Source organism: Sporocytophaga myxococcoides DSM 11118, assembly GCF_000426725.1.
Classification (GTDB): domain Bacteria; phylum Bacteroidota; class Bacteroidia; order Cytophagales; family Cytophagaceae; genus Sporocytophaga; species Sporocytophaga myxococcoides.
On the sequence record NZ_KE384562.1, the window covers coordinates 26,597 to 50,525 of the forward strand.

Annotated in this window: 18 protein-coding genes; 14 read left to right on the plus strand and 4 right to left on the minus strand. The window is 36.3% G+C overall.

Annotated elements, in window-relative coordinates; all coding sequences use genetic code 11:
- Positions 1-42 precede the first annotated feature (42 nt).
- Positions 43-216 (plus strand): hypothetical protein, encoded by a 174-nt coding sequence (locus K350_RS0126410; RefSeq protein WP_156027224.1) that lies wholly within the window; start codon positions 43-45, stop codon positions 214-216.
- A 569-nt stretch (positions 217-785) separates the two neighbouring features.
- On the opposite strand, the gene K350_RS0126415 is transcribed toward K350_RS0126410, so the two are convergent.
- On the minus strand, positions 786-1,346 hold the full coding sequence (locus tag K350_RS0126415; protein WP_245598702.1) for a transposase: 561 nt from the start codon (positions 1,344-1,346) through the stop codon (positions 786-788).
- 238 nt (positions 1,347-1,584) lie between these two features.
- On the opposite strand from K350_RS0126415, the gene K350_RS33020 reads away from it, so the two are divergent.
- From K350_RS33020 to K350_RS0126430, 3 genes are all read left to right on the plus strand, one after another.
- Entirely contained in the window at positions 1,585-3,831 is a 2,247-nt protein-coding gene (locus K350_RS33020) for a helix-turn-helix domain-containing protein (RefSeq protein WP_037577516.1), read from the plus strand.
- Between the two features lie 537 nt (positions 3,832-4,368).
- Entirely contained in the window at positions 4,369-4,875 is a 507-nt protein-coding gene (locus tag K350_RS0126425) for a hypothetical protein (protein ID WP_028981129.1), read from the plus strand.
- Between the two features lie 10 nt (positions 4,876-4,885).
- Positions 4,886-5,368 carry a hypothetical protein gene (locus tag K350_RS0126430; protein WP_028981128.1) on the plus strand — a complete coding sequence of 161 codons (483 nt, stop codon included), beginning with the start codon at positions 4,886-4,888 and terminating at the stop codon, positions 5,366-5,368.
- Positions 5,369-5,763: 395 nt separating this feature from the next.
- On the opposite strand, the gene K350_RS31765 is transcribed toward K350_RS0126430, so the two are convergent.
- On the minus strand, positions 5,764-9,015 hold the full coding sequence (locus K350_RS31765; protein WP_051313779.1) for an Ig-like domain-containing protein: 3,252 nt from the start codon (positions 9,013-9,015) through the stop codon (positions 5,764-5,766).
- A gap of 182 nt (positions 9,016-9,197) precedes the next feature.
- On the opposite strand from K350_RS31765, the gene K350_RS0126440 reads away from it, so the two are divergent.
- From K350_RS0126440 to K350_RS0126455, 4 genes are all read left to right on the plus strand, one after another.
- Positions 9,198-10,106, plus strand: coding sequence for a hypothetical protein (locus K350_RS0126440; RefSeq protein ID WP_028982488.1), 909 nt, complete (start codon positions 9,198-9,200; stop codon positions 10,104-10,106).
- Between the two features lie 140 nt (positions 10,107-10,246).
- Complete coding sequence (locus K350_RS0126445) at positions 10,247-10,810, plus strand: DUF4136 domain-containing protein (RefSeq protein ID WP_081671163.1); 564 nt, start codon at positions 10,247-10,249, stop codon at positions 10,808-10,810.
- A gap of 130 nt (positions 10,811-10,940) precedes the next feature.
- The gene (gene gad / locus K350_RS0126450) at positions 10,941-12,335 is read left to right on the plus strand and encodes a glutamate decarboxylase (protein WP_028982490.1); all 1,395 of its coding nucleotides are present in this window, start codon (positions 10,941-10,943) and stop codon (positions 12,333-12,335) included.
- Positions 12,336-12,505: 170 nt separating this feature from the next.
- Positions 12,506-14,014: an APC family permease gene (locus K350_RS0126455; protein WP_081671164.1), complete on the plus strand. Its 1,509-nt coding sequence runs from the start codon at positions 12,506-12,508 to the stop codon at positions 14,012-14,014.
- 59 nt (positions 14,015-14,073) lie between these two features.
- Here the strand turns inward: K350_RS0126455 and K350_RS0126460 are convergent, their stop codons facing one another.
- Together K350_RS0126460 and K350_RS31770 are read right to left on the minus strand one after the other, a co-directional pair.
- Positions 14,074-14,565: a DUF2721 domain-containing protein gene (locus K350_RS0126460; RefSeq protein ID WP_028982492.1), complete on the minus strand. Its 492-nt coding sequence runs from the start codon at positions 14,563-14,565 to the stop codon at positions 14,074-14,076.
- 37 nt (positions 14,566-14,602) lie between these two features.
- Positions 14,603-15,445, minus strand: coding sequence for a bestrophin-like domain (locus tag K350_RS31770; RefSeq protein WP_028982493.1), 843 nt, complete (start codon positions 15,443-15,445; stop codon positions 14,603-14,605).
- A 234-nt stretch (positions 15,446-15,679) separates the two neighbouring features.
- Here K350_RS31770 and glsA (K350_RS0126470) point away from each other — a divergent pair, with 234 nt between their 5' ends.
- The 6 genes from glsA (K350_RS0126470) (at position 15,680) to K350_RS0126500 (ending at position 23,835) form a co-directional block, all read left to right on the plus strand.
- A complete protein-coding gene (glsA, locus tag K350_RS0126470; protein WP_081671165.1) occupies positions 15,680-16,723 on the plus strand; it encodes a glutaminase A in 1,044 nt (347 codons plus the stop codon).
- A gap of 239 nt (positions 16,724-16,962) precedes the next feature.
- Positions 16,963-18,129 carry an amidohydrolase family protein gene (locus K350_RS0126475; RefSeq protein ID WP_051313781.1) on the plus strand — a complete coding sequence of 389 codons (1,167 nt, stop codon included), beginning with the start codon at positions 16,963-16,965 and terminating at the stop codon, positions 18,127-18,129.
- Positions 18,130-18,229: 100 nt separating this feature from the next.
- On the plus strand, positions 18,230-19,489 hold the full coding sequence (locus K350_RS30555) for a DcaP family trimeric outer membrane transporter (RefSeq protein ID WP_051313782.1): 1,260 nt from the start codon (positions 18,230-18,232) through the stop codon (positions 19,487-19,489).
- Positions 19,490-19,594: 105 nt separating this feature from the next.
- A complete protein-coding gene (glsA, locus tag K350_RS0126485; RefSeq protein ID WP_081671166.1) occupies positions 19,595-20,638 on the plus strand; it encodes a glutaminase A in 1,044 nt (347 codons plus the stop codon).
- A gap of 239 nt (positions 20,639-20,877) precedes the next feature.
- On the plus strand, positions 20,878-21,420 hold the full coding sequence (locus tag K350_RS0126495) for a hypothetical protein (protein ID WP_156027226.1): 543 nt from the start codon (positions 20,878-20,880) through the stop codon (positions 21,418-21,420).
- A 162-nt stretch (positions 21,421-21,582) separates the two neighbouring features.
- The gene (locus K350_RS0126500; protein ID WP_028982499.1) at positions 21,583-23,835 is read left to right on the plus strand and encodes a TonB-dependent receptor; all 2,253 of its coding nucleotides are present in this window, start codon (positions 21,583-21,585) and stop codon (positions 23,833-23,835) included.
- Positions 23,836-23,929 lie beyond the last annotated feature (94 nt).

Consider the following 23,929-nt stretch of genomic DNA (forward strand, 5'->3'; position numbering starts at 1 on the left):
GGTAACTCCTTGAGTGAGAGTAAACAAAAAGGGCTGTCGGATATGAGCAATAATTACCATGTAAAAGAAACAGCCAGAGTGCTGAATGAAAATAAAAACAAGAAAGAGAAGAGGGAAAAGCTTGCTGAAAAAAGAAGAGTTGCTCTTGCAAAGATGAATACCAAAAGCAGTACGAAGTATAAAAAGAAAAGATCGTTGGTGTTTGATTATTATTGATTTCTAGAAGTTTATTAAATTGTTGTCACAAAAGATGTAAGATAAGCTCCGGTTTTTTGGGGCTTTTTTGATTTTATAGGAATAATTATTTAGTTCCCGTATTCAAGCCAATTAAACTTCATCCCTAACCCTTCTCCTTCAGGACATGGCCGTCAACTTAGTAGATTTGATTGATGCCATCACTTAAAGCGATGGCATCAATTATTAAGTTCATGACTTTGCTTGAGCCTAAATTAATTGTCATTTTAAATTTTATGTATTGAGTTTAAATAACATGGTTACCTTATTTTTCAATTTATTAAGATTTTTTTGAGGAAAGGTCAGACCTCGAAGAGGTCATATGTTTATAGATAATACCTGGAAAATAGCTTACGACACCGTTGGGGTCGCATCAATGCTACATCCACTTTTCTATAAATATTCAATCCCTTCAGGATTGTAAGTAAATGAATAAAGCGATTTATAAAATTATAAACAGTTAAGTTGACGGCTATGTCCTGAAGGAGAAGGGATTTAGGGTGAGGTCTCATCCGTGGCCTGTCCCCTGACAGGCCACAACTTTCCTTACCCTAAAACCTGTCCATATAATGAGTTAATATTCTAAATTCATCTAATCCTTTTTCGTAAAAATTAGCTGAAGACCATTTATAATCTTCTGGACTTTTCACAAGATTCCATCTATCATTCAATGGATTCAAATGAATGTAATCAATTTTTTGTTCAACTTTTTTTCTTGAGTTCATTAATACAGCTAGAGGATCACGTTGCCAGAACCTATGTGATCGCTCAGATGTTTGTTCAACAAAAAACGGTAAGACTTTTGGATGATCTTTTCTAAGATTCTTTAAAAATTGACTGCTTGTCCATTTGTTAAATGATGCATGTGGACTTTCCTTCCCATTGAATTCAAGTAGTTCCCAGACCAAATGCATGTGATTGGGCATTATTACAAATGCATAAACTACTATCTTCTTATGATCTACAAGCCACTTTAACTCTTCTAGTATTATTAATTTAAATTTGTCTTCTTTTAAAAGGTGCCTACAATCCTTTATTGTATTTGTCCAGTAATAAACTTCTTTTAGATTCATCCTGGAATTGCGAATTGTTTTTAAGAAAGGGTTTTCCATAGCTCCTGCAATATAATAAACTTTGCTTGCTATAGACAGTGTGGCCTGTCAGGGGACAGGCCACGGTGCAGTCAATGGCAAAGAGTGTTTAATTGCCAGGAAGGGCATTCCCATCTAAGCTAATCCTATTGTTTATATTTCAAATAGTAGTTCATTAAAACCTCATTTTCTTCTCATCATTTTTTTGCTTTTTACATAACATTTAAGACCTTAGCTGCTCAATTTAAAATTTCCAGCTATGCAAACACCAGATTCAACTAATCCTCAGTTTGAATTGGCAGTACAATTTGTCAATAATACTTCACAGAATATTTTTCTTACAGGGAAAGCCGGTACAGGGAAAACTACTTTTCTAAAACATATAAAGCAACATTCTCATAAGAAGCTAGCAGTAATAGCACCAACAGGAATTGCTGCCATCAATGCAGGAGGCGTTACTGTGCATTCATTTTTTCAACTTCCTTTTGGTAGCTTTTTACCGCTTGGGAGTAACAATGAAATGCCTGAAGGTAATTTTTTTAACCGCCATATGCTTTTAAAGCAACTTCGGTTTGGCGGAATGAAAAGAAGGTTATTGTTGGAGCTTGAGTTGATTATTATTGATGAAGTTTCCATGCTCAGGAGCGATTTGCTGGATGCGATAGATTTAATATTAAAGCATGTTAGAAAGCAATCCAATATACCATTCGGAGGAGTACAATTAGTCTTTATTGGTGATCTCTTGCAGTTGCCTCCGGTGGTCAATGATGAAGATTGGAAAATACTTAAACAGTTTTATACAAGCCCGTTCTTTTTTGATGCACAGGTTTTGAAAACAGCACCTCCTCAATACCTGGAGCTAAAGAAAATATATCGTCAGACAAATGACGTTTTTATAGGCCTGTTGAACAGACTTAGAAATGATCAGGTTCTGCAACAAGATCTGGATTTGTTAAATAGTTATTACCGTCCTGAATTCAAGCCTCAAATACAGGAAGAGTACATTACGCTCACAACACATAATAGGAAAGCAGAAGAGATTAACCAGAGAGAGTTGAATAAACTTGAAGGCGAAGCGCATATTTATAAAGCAGAATTGAAAGGAGACTTTAATGAAAAAACGGTAACTGCAGAAGTAGAGCTCTTACTTAAAGAAGGGGCTCAGATCATGTTTATCAAAAATGACAAAGGAGAGAATAAAAAATTTTACAATGGGAAATTAGGTGTTATTAACAGACTTGAAAAGGATGCAGTGTATGTTCGCTTCTCTGCTGCTGATGATGAATTCAAGGTAGAGAAAGAGACATGGAATAATGTTCGCTATAATTTCAATAAGGAAACAGATGCTATTGAAGAAGAGGTGTTAGGATCTTTTACTCAGTATCCTCTAAGGCTCGCTTGGGCCATTACTATTCATAAGAGTCAGGGTTTAACCTTTTCAAAAGCAATAGTAGATGCCGGAGAATCTTTTGCACCCGGACAGGTTTATGTAGCACTGAGCCGCCTGATCTCTTTGGATGGATTGGTCCTTTATTCAAAAATAAGGTTAGATTCTATCAATACAGATCAGCATGCGCTGGACTTTGCTCTATTGGAAAGGGATGATCAAAGTCTGCATCAGGATCTTAAAGAAGGTGAGAAACAATATGTGCACGCTAAGCTTCTTGAAGTGTTCAATTTTGCTGCACTTTCCGATGTTATGGAGCAGTTCAGTACAAGCATGTTTGATAGAAGATTGACATTTCTGGATGAAGCCACTGAATTAGCAAAATCTCTTTTAGAGAAAGCAAAAGCTATGGAAGTTGTAGCCGAAAAGTTTGTAAGACAAATGGAGCAGCTTTTGAAGACAGCATCTGATGATAAATATGCAAGTTTACGGGAAAGGGTAGATGCTGCTGGAAAGTATTTTTTAGAATCCATGCAAAAGGAGCTTTTCACACCTCTTGAATATCATTATGATGATGTGAAAAAACTGAAGAAGGTAAAGCAATATTTACAGGATCTTAATGAAGTTTCTGATTTGATTAAGAGAAAGAAATACCAGCTTGAGCAAGCAATGCAGTTAACAGAAGGCTTAGCTTTCGGATCAGATCCTGTTGCACTATTAAAGGAGGTACAGCTATCAGGGAAAAATAGACTGGAGAGAGGGAAGGAAAAGCCAGTGATACAATTGCCAAGAGTGAAGGCAAAGAAAGGCGATACACATAGGTTGAGCCTTGAGTTGTTCAGGCAGGGTAAGCCAATAGAGAAAATAGCAGAAGAAAGAGGTCTTAACATAAGCACTATTGAAGGTCACCTCGCTTCGTTTATTTTTACCGGAGAGGTAGCAGTGGAGGAAATTGTAAAGGAAGATAAACTGAAAGTTATCGTAGCTGTAATCGAGGAAATGGGAGATATGAGGACTGCTGTATATAAAGAAAGATTAGGAGAAAATTATAGTTATAGCGAAATAACGGCAGTTATGAATTGGAGAGCAAAAATGGCAACAGGGATTAAAGAGGATTAATAATAGAACTAGGAAAGCTATCTGAAATTTAGAGAGCGAAAAGTTTTTCCTACTGAAATAAATTATAGGATTAGTTTTTTTAACTTTTGACATTAAGGTAATGAGTACAGAAATTTATAATACGTCCCATTATATTAGTTTTGTCACTTTTCTCCTTGATGAGAAAAGTAACCAAAAGAATCAAGGGCTGTGAGGAAATTTGCTAAAATTTCAGTTCGTTACGCTAAAAATTTTGAAACTCGTCCTCCTGCGTCGGCCTCAAACATCAAAATTTTTGGCCGCTTCACTCACTGAAATTTCTTAACGCAATTTCCTCAAGGCCCGGACAGGTAAGCAAAAGAGACCAAAAGCATTAATCAAGATAAATTATTAGATTTTTTTGCCTTAAGAAATCAAAAAAGTATATTAGTCTGATAATGAAATTTTTTTGTACATCTAAAAATGACTTCAAAGTATTTTTTAGATTGATTTTGTACTACTTTTTTACAGAATAGCCGTAAAAGAAAATTACTTTTAATTGATTAATAGGAACATAAAATGGTTTTAAACGAAAAACAAAAAGCAAGAATTCTCTCTGCTTTCTCATCTGGAAATTTTAATCTGCAGAATGAAATTAGTAATCTGGAAAATGAAGGGTTTACCAAAGAAGATGCCACCAGTCAGATTCAAGCTGTGATTCGGCAAAAGCTTTTTGATGAACAGGTAAATAAGGAATCAACTGAAGATTACGAAAAGCTGGCTGCATTTGGTTTAATTTTTTTAGGATTAATCGGTCCTCTTTTTAATATAGAAAACTTTCTGTGGTATTTTTTTGCCTCTGTTATAGCCGCCGTAGGAGGGTATCTGGCATATAAGGATAAACCCTTTGGCGGAGCTGTAAGAAGCTTTACCTTCGTTGTACTGATTCCGTTTTTCTATAACTGGTATGTCTCCGGAAGATCTTCAATTATAAAAATAGAACTTTTAATACCTGTTGGATTAGCAATACTACTAGCGTATCCTACTGGATGGTTGGTCTCAAATATGTTAAAGGAAAATAACTGATTTTTTGTCAATGGAAAAACATGTACTAAATGAACGTCTTAAAAGGATAGAGCCTCTTGAGACATTGTGCCAGTTCTGTAATAGCAAACATTCAACAAATATGAATTTGAATTATTTTGTTCCTCTCTTCAAGGAGCAGGATAGGACAAATTTAGTTGTATATAGTTCTGTGAAGTTCAAACAAATATCTGTAGGGATTCCAAGATGCGCTTATTGTTATAAAATTCATAGCGAAACAAAGGTTAAAACATGGGCAATAAGTCTTTTGGCGGGAGCAATTCTCACTGTGATGGGCTTTTACATGTGGGGACCTTATGGAGTATTTTCCTTTATCGGATTTTTTATGGCCGCTCTTCTTACTCCAATGTTTATAACAGATGTAATTATTAAAAAGAAAGGTATACTGCCTCCTCAGGAAGGAGCGAAGAAAGATGTACTTGTTCAGGACTTTGTTATCAGCGGCTGGTCATTGACTCAACCTTCTCCAAGGTAGTATTATCAATATAAGGTTAAATAAAAACTTTTAGATATATTTTATAGGATTAGGGTTTTATTCCCGTCATTAAGGTGTTGAATAGGGAAATTTATAATATGTCCCATTATATTAGTTTTGTCACTTTTCTCCTTGATGAGAAAAGTAACCAAAAGAATCAAGGGCTGTGAGGAAATTTGCTAAAATTTCAGTTCGTTACGCTAAAAATTTTGAAACTCGTCCTCCTTCGTCGGCCTCAAACATCAAAATTTTTGGCCGCTTCACTCACTGAAATTTCTTAACGCAATTTCCTCAAGGCCCTCCGAGAACTAAAGTATTAATCCATATATTTGATTTAAAAGCAATAAATAAAAAAATGAATCCCCGGAATATCACTTCCGGGGATTTTTGTCAAGTCACTTTTGAATTGTTGCTCTTATTATGGTTCCTCTTTCAGTAGTTACTTCCAACATATAAATTCCAGTCTTTATTACTGGTGGGAGTATTCTGAATGTGCCTGCATTGGTCTTTTGAACTTCTGCAAAATACTTGAATCCCAGTGTTGAAACTAAAACCGCTTCAGCTACAATTTCTTCTTCATTAATAAATGTTATTTTTAACTCGTTTTCAAATGGGTTCGGATATATCGAGTATTGTTGGCTGGATTCACGTGCACTTAAAGTTGCTGTTGATGTAACAGTGAAGAAAATTGTCAATGTGTCGAGCAAAGTGCCCTGTGCATTGGTTTGAGAATAAGCATAGCCTTTTAACCTATGTACACCTAACGGAGGTGTCCATGAGTTATAATTTCCATTATTGTCTCCTGTCATAGCGTATGGTGCAGTATTTTCAATTCTTCCGCTTACTCCATCCAGTTCAAATTTGATGCATCCGAATCCAGATGGAGCTGTGTTGGCTCTTATATTCAGATTGCCGCCTGTGACATTTCTATTGATAATACTATTGTTGGGTATTGGATCAAAGCCAGCGACAGGTTGCTCTGTATTCGCATTGATAAGTGTAAAGCTTTGCAGGTAATCAGGTCCGGAGGTTACGCTAATCTGAACGGAGTCTTGTGAGTAAGCTGTTGAATCATCATAAGCTTTTATTCTTATTATATGTGTTCCTGTCTGAAGATTTAGGATTGGGAAAGAATAAGATGGGACAGAGTCTTTTCCTAATAATAAATTGTCAAAGTAAAATTCCATATATTTAATTACCCCATCAGGATCACTGGCTGTTGCAGTTACTGTAGTGTTTGCCCCAGTTGTAAAGTTGGATAAGTTAGCAGGAAAAGTTATATGCGCTAAAGGCAACTGATTTGGTTTTTTGATCACCTTTATAAGCACAGAGTCTGTTGCAAATGCTAATGAATCATCATATGCTTTTGCCATGAAGTGATAGGTGCCTTGCGGAAGGTTATTAATATCGACAGCATATGATGCTATGCTGTCTGTGCCTATAAGCAAGTTGTTCTGATAAAACTCTACATATTTAATATAACCATCGTTATCAGTTGCTGTAGCGTTTATTGTAAAGTTAGTTCCATAGGTGATTTCTGAGTTGTCTTCAGGTGAAGTAATATTGACACTCGGTACCTGGTTGGGAAAATCTTTTATGATAATATTTACCGAATCTGAAGCTGTGGCTAATGCATTATCAGTTGCTTTTACTTTGATGTCGTGTGTACCTATTGTTAATCCTCCTGTAGAATAAGTATAAGGAGAAATTAAATCTGTAAATATTAGTGAATCGTCCAGGTAAAACTCCACTTTGGAGATTGTTCCATTAGCATCCTGTGCATTGGCAATTATATTAATAGTTTGAGTACTTCCGAATGTTTGATTGGAGGTGGGACTCGTCAGGTTGACAGTTGGAGAAATGTTTGTACCCTCTTCTGAAAAGATGAAGAAGGCCCAATCGTTACTATTCGGAGATGTCAATGTTTGATTGACTAATGATGTAGATTGATTTGTGAATTCTCCTGTAACAGGATTGTATATTCTGTACTTCCAGTTACCTGCTGGGATGTTCACAGTCGCAGTGCCTCCTTTGCTCAGGTAAGCGACATATTTTTTTTCTGTATTGCTTCCCAATAACCAGTTAGAGGCGCTGTTGGAAATATTTTGGTCCATTGGTTCCATTGACTGAAATGGAAGGTAGCCGTAAAATAAATTAAGTGCATACTTTCCATAATTCCAGAATTTGTCTCTGCTTCTGAAATCTTCACAATCTAAATCATCAATAGCTCTGGAGTTGTCATAACCGAAATACCAGTCATTTCCGCCGCCTCCTCCGGTAAGGTTTCCCCATAAAACGTTTTTTCTTAAGGTTACCTGATTATTAACTGCCGGGCTGTCTGGATTTAATCCTCCGTTCACTTCATCATGTTCTATAACCCATTTATATCCCGCTTGAGCAGATAGGTTTCTCCATTTTATCGGAAGGCTATGACCGACTGTGTTTGGTTGTTGTAGGGATGTTCCATCAAAATTTATATCTCCCAGCAAAGGTGTATACAATTGATCCGGTGAAGTGGAATTAGCTTTTGTATGCACTTTAACAGGGTGTTTATATGGATCGTTTTTTTTGAAGAAAGCGGCGTCAGCTTTTAATTGGGCAGTACTCCTGTTAGTTTCTTCTCCAAGATTCCATAATACGGCATTATGATGTGAAAACCTTGCAATCATCTCCCTATAATAGATAATACGTTCAATACCAAGATTACCGTTGTTGAGCATGCGATCATTTTCAGCTTCCTGAAAAACAAGTTGCAAGGTGATTCCTTTTTTTTCCATATGAGAAAATACAATCTCCCACTGATCTAGCTTGCTCACATCATAGCGTTTTGTTTCCGTATATGTTGTCCATGGATAAACTTCACGTCCATCTCCATTTACATTCATAAGCAGAAAGAAAAATTCACTGATATCTTTTGATGATAAATAATTGATAGCTCCTATGATACCTTTTCCTAAGCCATTTTTCCATGTAGTATCTCCGGCTTTCCAATCAGAAAGATGAGGGGCATAATGATGAAGACCATCCGGAAGGTTATTAACTGTGCCGCCAGTGTGATCCTGGGTATTGTCAAATTCCCAGTATGCTAAGAAGTTTTCAGGACTTCCTGCTCCGTTTTTAAGAAAGTATGTACCTGTTCCTTTGAATTTATAATAATGCTCGTTATGATGTTCAAGCCATCCTTTCCCTCTGAAATCTTTTCCGCTTTTGTCAGATGCTGATACAGAAAAAGACCCTGTTGTTCCGTCTATAGTAGCGATGGCACTTCCTGCAAGAGAGTCAGATGATGCTGCGATATTTGTACCATATCTGAATGAAGTTTTGTAGCTCCATGTACCTGTTTCAGGCGGATTGAAATTTACTTTCCATTTGTTGCCAGTGCTGTCAGAAGTATTGTGTGCATTACCGTCTGTTGCATAATATCCTGGAACGATATAGGTATGATTTCCTGAAGTGAAATATACGTTTAACCTATAATCGCTAAAAGGATTGATAATATCTTTTTCTGAAGTTGAAGGTCCTGTAAAAGTCAAAGTTACTTTATGCCATTGTTTCAATTCTCCTGTGATGGAAGGCTGAGATAGTATGACCAAAGGAGAAATGAAAAGATATATGAATGTTATTGATTTACTGAAGTTATAATTCATGGATTGGTTAGATTACAAGTGTGTAACCATCTTTTTTTTGTGAATGTTTTTGGCAGGGAAAAGGCTTTGCTTGTCAAATTTTTTAATAATTGTCGGGGCTTTATATAACGTTTAAACAAACGTAAAACGAGCATCGTTATACTTTTGAAAAGCCTGTAAATCCTACGTTTTATCGAAATACTATGAAAATTAATAACAATATATTATTGCTAACAATAATTTTATTTTTGTCAAGTGTGTCTTATTCTTTTGGAGGAGATGAAATACCGGAAAATAAAAAGAAGAATAAAGTAAAGAATAAAGAGAATGCCCCGATTGGGTTAACATATAAGTCTGGTTTTAAAGGGAAGGACGATGGATTTCATGATTACTTTCTTACAGTTCAGCTTGGAGGTTTCTGGGCTTACAATGATGCTTCGGTGAAACTTAATTCACCTGAACTTGAAGGGACAGATATTGATCTTGAAAGGGATTTTGACTTAAGTAATAATAAGTTTTTCCCAAGAGCTGATGTGATCTTCAGAATAGGAAAACGTCATCAGATAGCAGCTTCTTTTTTTAGTCTTTCCAGAAAGAATTCTCTGGTGCTTGATAGGACAGTGTCGTTCGGTGATACTACGTTTTATGTAAACTCTGGTCTTGATGCAAAATTCAGACTTAATTCCTACGGTCTGGATTATAGATTTTCTATTATTAAAACTCCACTGTGGGAAGCAGGTGTATTGCTTGGTGCCAAAGCATTTGATGTATATGCCAGAGCAGAAGCACATCTGAATGGTTTTAGCTATGGGGTTACAAAGCAATATTGGGCTCCCGTTCCTCTGCCAGGTGTACACGCTTTGGTTAATCTTGGTAAACATGTTGTACTACGAGGTATCGGAGACTATTTTCAACTTAATATAAATGACTGGGATTTTAAAGTATGGGAAGTAAGACCAGGAATTGAAATTTATCCGATAGAGAATGTTGGTCTTTCATTTTACTACCATTACCTTGTAGCAGATGTGAACAGAGTACCCGAAGAAGATATAAATGGTTATTTTAAGTATAAAATTAGTGCTGTTACCGGCCAGCTTGCTGTAAGATTCTAGTCAAAGTTAAATGATATCATTTGATATTGAGCCATTAAAATAAAAAGGTTTTAATAGGATTTGTTTTTCAGGAATTGTTCAAAAAACGATTTTAAATTATTGACAGTTTTAAAAACGAGTGGTAACTCTAAAATAAGATTATGAAAAAGGTCAATATATTTAATAGGATAGTTTTGATGTGTGGAATGCTGTTTGTTTGTGCAGCAAGTGTGTTTGCTCAAATATCATCAGATAAGGATCCGAATGCTGATTTCAGTCAGTTTAAAACCTTTGGCTTTAAACCCGGAACGGTTATAAATCAGGGAAAGACTGAAACGAATAATACCATTATGGATAATAAAGTTGATAACGCAGTTGCATCTGAGTTAACAGCGAAGGGGTTAAAAAGAGATGATAATAATCCTGATCTTATAATTACTTATTCAGCCGGTGCTCAAGAGAAAACAGAGCTTGAAGATGCAGGTCCTGGTTTTGCAGGTCCAGGTATATATGTAGCAGACGACTGGTGGGCGGATTCTTATGACGAGTTCTGGGCAAATACCTATAACGAAGGAACCTTAATGATCGATGTAAAAGATGCTCAAACAAATGATCTTGTTTATAGAGTATATGGCGCAGGCGAGGTTAAGAAGAAATCAAGCAAGCAGGATAAAGAAATCAACAAGATTGTTCAAAAGGGATTTAAAAAGTTCCCTACTCAATAACGATCGATTACTTTGATAACGGAAACAGGTTGCAATTGATGCAACCTGTTTTTGTTTATGGGGGGCACTCCCTTACGGATAACAATTTATTGTTGACGAGCCTTATTTTAAAGGGAAGAATTTGAAAGTTATGGCTTTATATCAAAAAGATGATCATCGCAGTAATTTGTTGGATGATATTTATGCATCTCCTGATCTTGGTGTGTCTATGCCAAAATACAGGATACCTGAGGAAGAACATGATCCAAGGGTTGCATATGCTGCAGTACACGATGAACTGATGCTTGACGGTAATTCAAGGCAGAATCTGGCTACTTTCTGTCAGACATATCTGGATCCTGAAATACATAAGTTAATGGATGAATCGGTCGATAAGAACATGATTGATAAGGATGAGTATCCTCAGACTGCAGAAATTGAATCTCGCTGTGTGGCTATGATTGCTGATTTGTGGCATTCTCCGGATGCAGCGAATACAATAGGATGTTCAACTACCGGATCAAGTGAGGCAGCCATGTTAGGAGGATTGGCTATGAAATGGAAGTGGAGGGCAAAAAGACAAGCTCAAGGCAAGACAACTGATAAGCCAAATCTTATCTGTGGGCCTGTTCAGGTATGCTGGCATAAGTTTGCACGTTATTTCGATGTGGAACTTAGGGAAATACCGATGGAGCATGGAAGATTATTGATGTCCCCGGAAGAAGTACTCAAAAGATGTGACGAAAATACCATAGGGGTTGTACCTACTTTAGGGGTAACCTTTACACTTCAGTTTGAAGATGTTAAAGGTATCAGCGAAGCTCTTGATCAGTTGCAGAAAGATACGGGACTGGATATACCAATACACGTCGACGCTGCAAGCGGTGGATTTGTCGCTCCATTCCTGTATGAGGAACTGCTATGGGATTTCAGATTATCAAGGGTGAAATCAATTAACGCATCAGGACATAAGCATGGCTTATCCCCCCTTGGAGTTGGTTGGGTAGTTTGGAGAGAAAAGCATGATCTTCCGGAAGAGTTGATATTTAATGTTAATTACCTTGGCGGTAATATGCCTACATTTGCTTTAAACTTCAGCAGACCAGGAGGACAGATCATTGCTCAGTATTATAATTTTCTAAGGCTGGGAAGAGAAGGGTATAGAAGAATTCATCAGTCATGTATAGATACAGGAATCTACCTTGCTGAAGAAATAGCAAAGTCTGGTCTTGTAGAAATTATCTATGATGGAAGAGGAGGACTTCCCGGATGTTGTTATAAGCTTAAGGAAGGTCTGAATACCAATTACACTTTGTATGACCTTTCGGACAGGCTTAGAGCAAGGGGGTGGCAAATTGCTTCGTATTCTTTGCCTTCCAATGCTCAGGATGTAGTGATTCAAAGGATATTGGTAAGACATGGTTTTACTCATGACCTTGCCAATCTTCTATTGGAGGACATAAACCGATCAGTTGATTTCTTCAAAGCACACCCTGTTGTAGAGCCTATGACAAGGGAAGAAGCAGGAGGATTTAATCACTCCTAAATTGAAAGAAATATTGCATTCGTTCGGTATATTTTCAGAACGAATGCTTTTTTTGTGCATGTATCCTGTTTAAACATTTTTTTACTTGTCTTGTTGACTTATCAGTTTCAATAAAATCAGCCTTTACAGAAGATGTGGAGGTTCATATTCTTCACTTATATCTAAATCTAATGTTTAAATTCAAGGATGAAGGTCCAAAGGTAAAAAAAGATGAGATTCCTGTTAAGCAAGGTACCATTACTACTTTTGGAATTAGCATGATGACGTGTGCTTGCGTGTTAAGCTTAAGAGGATTGCCTGTGATCGCTAAGGAAGAATTAACTATGTTTTTCTATATAGGATTTTCAACACTTTTATTTTTGATTCCAGTATCCCTTGTATCGGCTGAATTGGGAGGCGCTTTTGGAGGCAGGGCAGGTGGAGTTTATACCTGGGTAGGAGAAGCCTTTAATAAGAAAACAGGTTTTATTGCTATCTGGTTGGAATGGGCGCAGACAATCGTATTATACCCTACAGTCCTCGGCTTTGCATCAGGAGCCTTTGGTTACGCCCTTGGTAGGCCGGATTTGGCAAGCAATGGAATGTTTGTTGGTTTGTTTTCAATTTTTATATATTGGGTTGCCACTTTTATTGTATTCAGAGGTTCAGCAGTTATTCAGAAAGTAACTAGCTATGGATTTCTATTAGGGACTGTTATTCCAGGATTATTGATTATAGGGTTTGGTGTGACATGGATGGTAATGGGTGAGGACATCGCATTTCTACATCCTGATCCTAGTGATGCCACTGTAAGTAAGATTATCGATGGAAAAGCAGAGCCTCGTGTCTTTCCTTATTTTAAAAGCATTACAGATGTAGCATTTCTTGCAGGTATCGTTTTGCTGTTTTCAGGAGTAGAGTCTCAAGCTGTACATGCAAATGAGTTGAAAAATCCTGCAAAGCAATTTCCTCAGGCTATGTTACTCGCAGCTTTGATAATATTCAGTATTTTTACTTTAGGAGCATTATCAGTCGGTGCTGTAATTCCAGGCCAACAGATTAATGTACAATCTGGATTAATGCAGGCATTCTATAAAATTTTTAATAAGTTCCATCTCGGGTGGCTGACTTATATTTCAGGTTTGTTAGTGACCTTTGGTGCTATAGCAAGTGTCCTTTCCTGGCTGTCCGGTCCGAGTAAGGGACTTCTTGTTACTGCTAAAGATAGAATACTGCCAGATATGATGAGTAAGACTAATAACAAGGGAATTCAAACTGGAATACTTTATTTTCAGGGGTCATTTGTTACCATATTGGCTTCACTATATATCTTTCTGGAGGATGTAAATGTGGCATTCTTTCTTTTGACAGTTCTTACTGTTGGTCTGTATCTGATCATGTATATGTTGATGTATGCTGCTGCCATAAGATTAAAATACACTCAACCTAATCTTCCTAGGTCCTATAAAATTCCTGGTGGAAAGACAGGTATGGTAGTCGTTGCCGGGGCTGGTTTTCTTGCCGTTTTATTTGCCTTTATACTCGCTTTCGTACCTCCATCTCAGCTGCCTATAGGAAGTCCCGCTTCTTATGTAGGAATGGTGATTGGAGGAACAGCATTCTTTACAGGACTTCCCTTTTTGATTTTTTATGTGAAAAGAAAAAGAGGGACAGATCTGAGTGGCAAACCTAATGTGTGAAAATTTAAAAAGATAGTGAGATGATTCATACGGGGTTTAATATTGATTGCTATAGCAAGTTAATGTGTGTCAAATTTTTTAAAAGCAACCTTTAATTCTTTGTTTAGTGCGTTAACAGCATATCTGGATTCAAATACAAGCATGACGCTTGCTCCGAATAGAAGAACAACGCCAATCAATCCTAACACCAGTGGAACTGCATAGAAATTTAAAGGAGTGAGTTTAATTATTGCAAGAAAGATACTTGTAGCGAAGAAATCACAAAGTGCTAAGTACTGGAACCATAAGCTTTGTTGAAGGTATTTTGAACGAATGGCCATCATATGTAATATCTCTAATGTATGACGCGTTTCTTCATCTGAATTTATCTTTTGTGATTTACTATTATAGTCAAGGTTTATAATCTTCAATAACTCTCTAACCCTGTCTATTACCTTGCCGGATCTTGTGCTTGTTGATAATATCAGACTTAGTGTTGCCATGATTAATATAACAGGGATAATCATAGCAGACAGGATAGCTACGGTTTCCTGAAATTTATCTTTGTCCATATATTATCTGATTAAATTCATTGTTTTTATTACGTTGTCAATAGTTTTCTACAGGATTCATTTTACCGTATTTCTCAAAGGATTTCTGTAGTAATGTAAGGCTTGAAACATCCAGGTTGACAATTCCTGTTAATGGTCTGTCAAGATCAGTAATAAGCAACATGATTGAAGATATAATTATACCAAGGCTAATTGAAAATTTAAGTTTTATAATTTTTGAGTATCCATGATAATAGCCGGTTGAGAAAAACGAAAATATTGCAATTAAAATCAATATGTACATTATTGTAATAGGTGCGCGGTTTTCAAGTGCTGAGGAAATGCTATCGCTAATGTCTACAATGTTGTTCAATGACTGGATAATAAGACTTGTGTTAACGTTGGGCTCCAGTTTTCCTATCTTAGCGGATTTCGCCCAGATTGTTACCTGAAGATTTATCAGCTCAGTTTGTATTTCATCTTGCCTTTCAGGAGTGCTCCTTATCTTATATTGATTGTAATACTGGATCCTGGTTGCCAGATATTTTTTTAAGAGGTTTCTGAGGTTATCTTTTAGAGTACTATCCTTGAGCAGACCCACTCTGAAATAAGCCGTCCCTATACTTGTAGCCTCTTTATTGATCAATCCTCTTCTTTCTTCAAATCTTGTAGATGATACGCTAAATGAAAAGGCCAGCAATATGCCTAGCAGAGATAGGGAACCACTTTGAATAGACGAGATTATAAAAAAATCATTACTGTTTGTAGTTTCTTTGCTAAAGAATTTCCTTCCCTGGCGAAATCCGAAGAGATAAGATATGATGAGTAGTATTAATACTATCAGTATGGATATCCATTCGTCTTTAAATGTAAAGGAATCATTGGTAAGAAAATATTTCATAAATCAGAACTCTACTGTACACAAAACCTGAAATTTAATTACATGTTCTGATTTCAATTTTTAATAATTGAGATAAGTTTTTATTTCACTGGGATGATAAAAAAACAAAATTAATTAAGCTCGTTGTAACATTTTTATACCATCCCTGTTTGGCTTGAAACATCCTGATACCAGATAGGAGAAGAAGATATCATGACTTCTGACCTAAAGCATTTAACTATATCTATAGAAATTATGAAAATTATAAAATCAAACGTAAAGAAGTCAATACTGGGAGGACTCATTATCCTATTATTAATCAGCATAGGTTTTTTCTCTTTTATTCAGAATAAAGAAAAAGCAACGGAAGAAGAAATCAAAGCAGCAGTAAAAGAGGCTTATGATAAATTTAAAACTTTAAAGGGAGGAAAGAATGCAGATTATATACCATACCTGGCAAAGGTCGACTCTACCTTTTATGGAATAGTAATAGTTACTGCTGATGGGAAAGTTTATCCAATTGGAGAAACTAAATACGAATTTGGTATTGAATCAATTTCAAAGGTATTTACCCTTGCCCAAGCTTTACAAGAAAAAGGAGGCAAAGTGGTAATGGATAGCGTAGGTGTTAATGCAACAGGTCTGCCATTCAATTCTGTACAAGCAATCGAAATACAAGGACAACAACCACAAAATCCACTGGTTAATGCTGGTGCAATAGCTACAGTTAGTCTATTGGACCCCAAAAACAACCAGGAAGCAAAATGGAATAAGGTACAAAAAAACTTTAATCGCTTTGCTGGCAGAGAGATTAAAGTTATTGATGAATTATATAAATCGGAAGCTGCGACAGATCAGCACAATGAAGGAATTGCGCTACTACTACAATCATACAATAAACTATATGATAAACCAGCGATCGCTATTGATGTATACACTAAACAATGTTCATTTGGTGTCAATGCTAAAGATCTTGCTGTAATGGCAGCTACGCTGGCCAATAATGGAGTTAATCCATTAACAAAAGAAAAAGTAGTTGACCCAAAGCATATCCCACAGATATTAGCGGTAATGAGCACTGCAGGACTTTATGAAACTACTGGAGAATGGATGTTTAAGGTAGGCTTACCTTCAAAAAGTGGCGTAGGTGGAGGAATAATTTCTGTAGTTCCAGGACAAATGGGAATTGCGGTATTTGCACCTCCTTTAGATAAGGCTGGGAATAGTGTAAAAGCACAAAAGACAATTGAATTCCTGGCTGATAAACTAAAATTAAACGTATTCTCGGCGCAAAATTAATTATAGGAGTATAAGTTTATAATTGACTAATATTCTTTTAATAAATGTCATTGTCTTATTTTCTCAGCAACGACAATGACATTTATTAATCTCCCACCCAGTGCCACTAATTAATGTACCTTAATCTTGTCTGCAGTCATAAAGACCTGCAGATCTTAATAAAAGGATTTTAGTGGGTAAATTTTCCTTATATATAAATGGCTACTTCAGTTTTTCTTTTAAAATAACATTTTATTAGAATGAATACTTTCAATGCATATATCTATAAATGGAAAATTCACTTTATAGTAGCTCTGCTATCAGCTTGTATATTCTTCACTCTTTTAAAGTATAAGAATGTTGCAGCTAAGACAACTCCTCTTACTCAATTAGCCAATTATGAATTAAATGATTCACATTTTCACCTTACTAATTACATTCAAAAAGGAACTGATATACATCAGTTTTTAAATATAATGGGCGATAAAGTAGGAAGGGTAGCCTTATTCGGCATTCCCCTTCAGCAACAATGGTCTTATAGAATTTCTGGAGATCATGCTCCAAAGTATTACCTGGAAACAGATGCACCATTATATTATTATTCCTTCACTGATGCATACATTGCCATGACATATAAATCTTTATCAAAGGAACAGCAAAATCGATTCGATCCAATGATTACAGGATTTAATCCGACAGATATGTATGCAGCTGATCATATAAGACGTGTATTGATGACCTTTCCAGGAGTATTCTCCGGGATTGGAGAGTTTACTATTCATAAAGAATTTGTTTCACCAAAAGTGGCAGGGGATGCAGCCAGCTTATTAGATCCCGCTTTAGATAGTATTTTTAGTTTTGCTGGAGAAGTAGGATTGGCTGTTATTATACACAATGATATAGACGTACCATTTGCTAAGGAAAACGAAGAACCTGCTTACTTTAAACAAATGAAGAATCTTCTTAAACGCCATCCTAAGACCTCAATCATTTGGGCTCATATTGGTTTAGGAAGAATCATTCGTCCTGTTCAAAGTTCACCAACAGAGGAAGCAACTTCGAGGAATAAAAATCAAATACAATTGGTGCAGGATATTTTAAATGACCCGAAGTTAAGTCATGTGCACTTTGATATTTCCTGGGATGAAGTGGCTAAGTATATTGTAAGAAATGATACTACCGTTCGTGCTGTGGCTGCTCTTATAAATCAGTTCCCGGATAAATTTCTATTCGGAACTGATGTAGTTGCACCCGATAATCAGAAGGAATACCTGCAAGTATATTATCAATATGATCCCTTGTGGAAATCTTTATCTAAAGAAACCAAAGATAAGGTATGCAAAGGAAATTATGTAAGAATTTTTGACCAGGCAAGAAAGAGAGTAAGAGAATGGGAGCAGGTAAATATATATGTTAAAACAAAATAAAAATTCTGTTGTTTTTGCTTTACCACCCGAAATTCTATATTCTATTGATCGTAGAATAGCATGTATTCATTATTTAATTTTAATTTAAAGAATTTTAAAAATGAAAAATCTTAAGGGAGTATCCTTCATTATAACTTTGTTTTTTTTGTCATTATTTCATTCTGTTCGTGCGCAGGAAGATAAAGCGCCTACTTCTGAAGCAGCACCTAAAAAGGAGAAAGTGGACAGTATGTCGATTTACGGGTTTGCTATGGGGGATGCGGGATACAATTTCAATAACATAGATCCACTTTGGTTTGATGTGGTACGACCAACAAAATTACCAGCTTACAAAAATCAGTTCGGATCAGATGGTAACACCTTTTTTTCTGTTCGTCAATCACGACTTGGAGTAAAAAGTTATTTCAATACTCGTTATGGACAAATGAAGACAATCTTTGAAATAGATATGTTTGGAGTTGGTGTGGACGCTGGAGAAACTACCATTCGTTTACGCCATGCCTACGGTGAATTGGGGCGTTTTGGAGCAGGACAAACGCATAGTCCTTTTATGGATATTGACGTATTCCCTAATATATTGGACTACTGGGGACCTAACGGTATGATTTTCTTTCGTAACGTACAAATACGTTACATGCCTATTCAAAAAGAACACAGTCTATTGACGTTTGCATTGGAAAGACCAGGTGCCAGTCAGGATATGGGAAGGTATACAAGCAGTATCGAACTGGACAGTATAGAACCTAGATTTCCTCTTCCTGACTTTTCTGCTGAATATCGCCAAATGGGAAAGTTCGGTTATGTGAGAGTAGCTGGTATTATAAGAAGAATTATGTGGAAAGATCAGAATCCTGATTCACTTGACTTGTCTGGTGGGACAGTGGGATGGGGCTTTAATGTAAGTACCAATTTAAATCTAGGTAAGAAAGATATTTTCAGAGGACAGTTTGTATATGGCCGAGGAATACAAAGTTATATTAACGATGCTCCTAGTGATGTTGCACTCAAAGAAGATGCATCTCCTTCTCCAAAGCCAGTCAAAGCGGTTCCCATACCAATGATTAGTTTGGTTGCTTTTCTTGAACATACCTGGAGTGAAAAGTTCAGTACAACATTAGGTTATTCAATGTTAAACATTGATAATCCAGATGGTCAGTCTGATGATGCATTTCACAAAGGTCAATACGCCATCGTTAATTTACTCTACTATCCAACAGACAATTTAATGGCCGGTATAGAATATCAATGGGCAAAACGAGATAACTTTAGGGATGGATGGGATGCTCATTTGAATAAAATTCAAGTTTCTGTGAAATATAAATTTTCTCAATATATATACAGAAGGTTAAATAAATCTTAGAAGGTGAATCCTGTTACTTCACCAGGTCATTGCCAGGAAGACAGCTTCAGAAGGATTTTCAGCTCAATACAGGTTTTAATTATTTAACTTAATACTTAAATAACCATGAAAAGAAAAGTACAATTGTCAAGAGGTTTATTCCTGAAAGGTTTTATTGGTGTTTTAATTCTTGGTGGTCTTTTGTTCTCTTTTACATTTTCTAAAGATGAGATATCAGCTGAAAATATTGACCTGGTTATAAAAGAAGCATATGAAAAATTTAAAGGTGTTAAGGAAGGGAAAAATGCAGATTATATTCCTTATCTGGCTAAGGTAGATCCCAATTTATATGGTATTGCTATCATTACAACAGATGGACATGTACATCTGGTAGGAGATATCAAATACGAGTTCGGTATAGAATCAATATCTAAGGTGGTTACATTGGCTCTTGCTATGCAGGACAGAGGACCTCAAGTTATAAAAGATAGTATAGGTGCAAATGCTACAGGTCTTCCATTTAATTCAATCACAGCTCTTGAAACTTTGGGGAAAGAACCTCAGAATCCCATGGTTAATGCAGGCGCTATAGCAACAGCCAGTATTGTGCTTCCAAAGAATAATAAGGCTGAAAAATGGAAAAAAATGCACAACTATTTTAACAAGTTTGCAGGAAGGGAGATAAAGGTTATCGATGAGCTTTTTAAATCTGAAATGGAAACTAACCAACGTAATAAATCAATTGCAATATTGCTTCAGTCTTATAACCGTATCTTTGATGATCCGATGATCGCACTTGAACTTTATACCAAACAGTGTTCATTTGGTATCAATACAAAAGACCTCGCAGTGATGGCTGCGACTCTTGCGAATAATGGTGTGAACCCAATGACTAAAGAGAAATTGGTTGAAGCTAAAGATGTTCCGGAAATTTTATCTGTAATGAGTACTGCAGGTTTATATGAAAATACCGGAGAATGGATGTATACTGTCGGACTACCTGCCAAGAGCGGAGTCGGTGGTGGTATTATGGCAGTGGTTCCCGGTAAAATGGGGATCGCTGTATTTGCTCCTCCTTTGGACCCTGCTGGTAATAGTGTGAAAGCTCAAAAAGCCATTGAATTTATTGCAGACAAATTGTCTTTGAATTTATTTTCTGCAAAGAAATAATCTGTTAAGCATTCAAGTACATAATTCTTCATATTTGAAATGTTGTCTGAATGTAAGCCAACTTTTAGGTATGAAGAAAACTTTTTTTAAAACCTACTAAATGCATCTCTAATGCGACGTTCAGACTTTTTATCATATGATATCTCCGAATGGAGTCGATCATCCAATGTTAATTAATTGAATTTTATTTTTTACTATTACTTATGTAATGTATATTTATTACGTAAGTAGATTGTGTTTTGAAAAGTTTTATATCCATATTTCTGATCATCAGTTGTATAGCTGTAATTTTTCTCAAGGATAGCCTTAGGAGTATCCATAGTCTTTTGCATTATATTCCAAATCCTTTTCATAGTCACGCTCATATACATGGTCACGGTCATTTGCATCATTCAGGTAATGAGCATCATCATAGCCATCGATCTAATCATCATTTAAAAAATCAACATCAGGTTGATCATAGATATGAAGGCCATCATCATCACTCAGAATCTGTACATGATTATGAGGTAGTAAAGGAAGAAAATAAACACTTGCATGATCATGATGTACTGGAACATTTTGGCTTAGAAAATCAGGATAATGAATCCTCTACAGATAGCAGAAGAAAAGAAGAAAAGGACTCATTCAAGATACAATGGTATCCAGGAATTTATTACCATTATGAATTCAATGTCAATGGAAATGTTGCGGAGAATTATTTTCCCGGAAATAATATTTTCTTCTTAATATATTTTCAAAATCCTCCTTCTCCTCCTCCTCCTGAATATACTCTTATATAATCTCTAATTCCAAAGCAAGTCTTTGCAGTTGTGGTGTTTTTATGACTCCATCAGATATTGATTTGCCCGGAATTTTTAATGATCACTTTAGATCATAGCCCAATCCCTATGTTTAAAATGGAGATAGGGAGCTTTTATATTCTTATCAATAACAGATTTAAAATGAAGCAGTATATACTTTTTACAGCAATATTCATTTTGCTGAGCTGTCCTGCTTTTGCCCATGGAATCATCAAGGGCAGGATAGTTAACTCAAAAACCGGAGAGCCACTGAATAATGCAGTGATCATTCTTAGGGAAAATAATACAATGATTTTGAGTGATGAAAGCGGAGCTTTTGAGTTTCGCAGACTGGAAACAGGGGTTTTCCATCTGGAATGTTCCATGCTGGGATTCAGGTCAAAATCTCAGGAAGTAGTAGTGGATGAGAATGAAATAAGATCTGTAATTATTAAAATGGAAGAAGGATTTCTCCAGATAGATCAGATTACAGTATCGCCCAGAAAAGAAGTAAATTATTTCAATGCGATAGACTTTCGTTTAAGACCGACCCAAACAACTCAGGATTTGTTAAGACTTGTACCAGGTTTGTTCATTGCACAGCATGCAGGAGGTGGAAAAGCAGAACAGATATTTATAAGGGGGTTTGATGTAGATCATGGCACCGATGTGGCAATCTCTGTTGATGGTATGCCTGTGAACATGGTTTCACATGCTCATGGTCAGGGGTATGCTGATCTCCATTTTGTAATCCCCGAAACGATTGAAGGAATGGACTTTTCCAAAGGCCCATACGACGCTAAAGCAGGTGATTTCAATACTGCAGGGGCTGTTCGTTTTCAGACTTTAAATTATATAAGGAAGAATTTATTAAAGTTCGAAGCCGGTAGTTATAATACCTACAGAGGGGTAGCACTGTTAAAGTTGCTCGATAAGGCTGATTCGACGAATTCACGAAGACAAAATGCTTATATAGCATCTGAGTTTGTTACAACCAAGGGATACTTTTTGTATCCGCAGAACTTTGAACGTCTGAACATAATGGGAAAATATACAGCAGATCTGAATAGCTCTACCAGTCTCAGCCTTTCGCTATCTACATTTGCAAGCAGTTGGGATGCATCAGGGCAAATTCCTGAAAGAGCGGTAAGAAATGGGCTTATATCCTGGTATGGAGCCATTGATCCCACGGAAGGAGGAAATACATCAAGAAGCAATGCTAATCTTTCTTTAGTGAAAACGCTTAACGACGGTGCTGTCATCAGAAATCATTTATATGGAATAAACTATAAGTTTAATCTATATTCTAATTTTACCTTCTTTAAAGATGATACCATTAACGGAGATGAAATCTTTCAATATGAAGAAAGAAACATCTTTGGATACAATGGCTCATATTTAAAAAGCTATGAGTTGTTTGGTATAAAAGCTTCTACAACTGGCGGTGTAGGTTTAAGGGATGATAATATTAGGGACATAGGTTTGGCTCATACTGTAAGAAGAAGAATTCTCAATGATATTAAAAAGGGGAGTGTTGATGAGACAAATGCAAATGTATATGTAGATCAGTCTTTTTACCTATCTCCCAGACTTACTCTGAATCTTGGCCTCCGATATGATGCTTTTACTTTTCGATACAATGACAGGTTCTCAGATACTCTGGCTAAATCACGAAGTCTGAATGTATTCAGTCCAAAAGTAAACCTGTATTACAATTTGTCACCTGGAGCTCAAGTATATCTCAGTGCAGGTAAGGGCTTTCACTCCAATGATACCAGGGTATCTGTTATGGACTCAGTGCGCAATAAGATTCCTTCTGCCTATGGACTTGATCTTGGCACTAATCTGAAAATCGGCAATAGGGTTTTTATCAATGCCGCTTTATGGTTACTTACCATGGATACAGAGTATACCTATACAGGAGATGACGGTACTATAGGTTCCGAAGGTAGAAGTCAGCGATATGGTTTTGATTTCAGTGCACGGGGACAAATGAACAAATGGCTGTTTTTTGATTTTGATTTAAATTACTGTAAGTCAAGGCTTACAGATAACTCAGACGAAACAGGTTACCTACCTTTAGCTCCGAAATTCTCTAGTATTGCGGGACTTAGTATACGTAACCTTAATGGATTTAATGCAAGCTTACGATACCGTTATCTTGGTCAAAGGCCAGCAGCAGAAGATAATTCTATTGTAGCTCAGGGGTATTTTATTATGGATGCAGTAGTGAACTACAATGTAGAGAGATTTCAAATTTCATTATCAACAGAGAATCTGTTTAACCAAAAATGGAAAGAAGCTCAGTTTGCTACGGAATCAAGGCTTAGAGGAGAAAGTGTTCCGATTACAGAAATTCACTTTACGCCCGGAACACCATTGTTTATAAAAGCTGGATTAACCTATTTATTCTAAAGAAATAATAGAAAGGGGATATGGCAAATCTCCTTTCATGTCAAGCTGAACGATCAATGATTCTGTTTAGTTATAACTTATATAACCTCAAAAG

What these genes read in the sequence shown, in the direction of transcription:
- glsA (WP_081671165.1), top strand. Translation starts at nt 15,680, where the DNA reads ATGAAAATTATAAAATCAAACGTAAAGAAGTCAATACTGGGAGGACTC.
- K350_RS0126445 (WP_081671163.1), top strand. Translation starts at nt 10,247, where the DNA reads ATGAAAAAGGTCAATATATTTAATAGGATAGTTTTGATGTGTGGAATG.
- K350_RS0126430 (WP_028981128.1), top strand. Translation starts at nt 4,886, where the DNA reads ATGGAAAAACATGTACTAAATGAACGTCTTAAAAGGATAGAGCCTCTT.
- K350_RS31765 (WP_051313779.1), bottom strand. Translation starts at nt 9,015, where the DNA reads ATGAATTATAACTTCAGTAAATCAATAACATTCATATATCTTTTCATT.
- K350_RS0126415 (WP_245598702.1), bottom strand. Translation starts at nt 1,346, where the DNA reads ATGGAAAACCCTTTCTTAAAAACAATTCGCAATTCCAGGATGAATCTA.
- K350_RS0126460 (WP_028982492.1), bottom strand. Translation starts at nt 14,565, where the DNA reads ATGGACAAAGATAAATTTCAGGAAACCGTAGCTATCCTGTCTGCTATG.
- K350_RS33020 (WP_037577516.1), top strand. Translation starts at nt 1,585, where the DNA reads ATGCAAACACCAGATTCAACTAATCCTCAGTTTGAATTGGCAGTACAA.
- K350_RS0126425 (WP_028981129.1), top strand. Translation starts at nt 4,369, where the DNA reads ATGGTTTTAAACGAAAAACAAAAAGCAAGAATTCTCTCTGCTTTCTCA.
- K350_RS31770 (WP_028982493.1), bottom strand. Translation starts at nt 15,445, where the DNA reads ATGAAATATTTTCTTACCAATGATTCCTTTACATTTAAAGACGAATGG.
- K350_RS0126440 (WP_028982488.1), top strand. Translation starts at nt 9,198, where the DNA reads ATGAAAATTAATAACAATATATTATTGCTAACAATAATTTTATTTTTG.
- K350_RS30555 (WP_051313782.1), top strand. Translation starts at nt 18,230, where the DNA reads ATGAAAAATCTTAAGGGAGTATCCTTCATTATAACTTTGTTTTTTTTG.
- K350_RS0126410 (WP_156027224.1), top strand. Translation starts at nt 43, where the DNA reads ATGAGCAATAATTACCATGTAAAAGAAACAGCCAGAGTGCTGAATGAA.
- K350_RS0126500 (WP_028982499.1), top strand. Translation starts at nt 21,583, where the DNA reads ATGAAGCAGTATATACTTTTTACAGCAATATTCATTTTGCTGAGCTGT.
- K350_RS0126475 (WP_051313781.1), top strand. Translation starts at nt 16,963, where the DNA reads ATGAATACTTTCAATGCATATATCTATAAATGGAAAATTCACTTTATA.
- gad (WP_028982490.1), top strand. Translation starts at nt 10,941, where the DNA reads ATGGCTTTATATCAAAAAGATGATCATCGCAGTAATTTGTTGGATGAT.
- glsA (WP_081671166.1), top strand. Translation starts at nt 19,595, where the DNA reads ATGAAAAGAAAAGTACAATTGTCAAGAGGTTTATTCCTGAAAGGTTTT.
- K350_RS0126455 (WP_081671164.1), top strand. Translation starts at nt 12,506, where the DNA reads ATGTTTAAATTCAAGGATGAAGGTCCAAAGGTAAAAAAAGATGAGATT.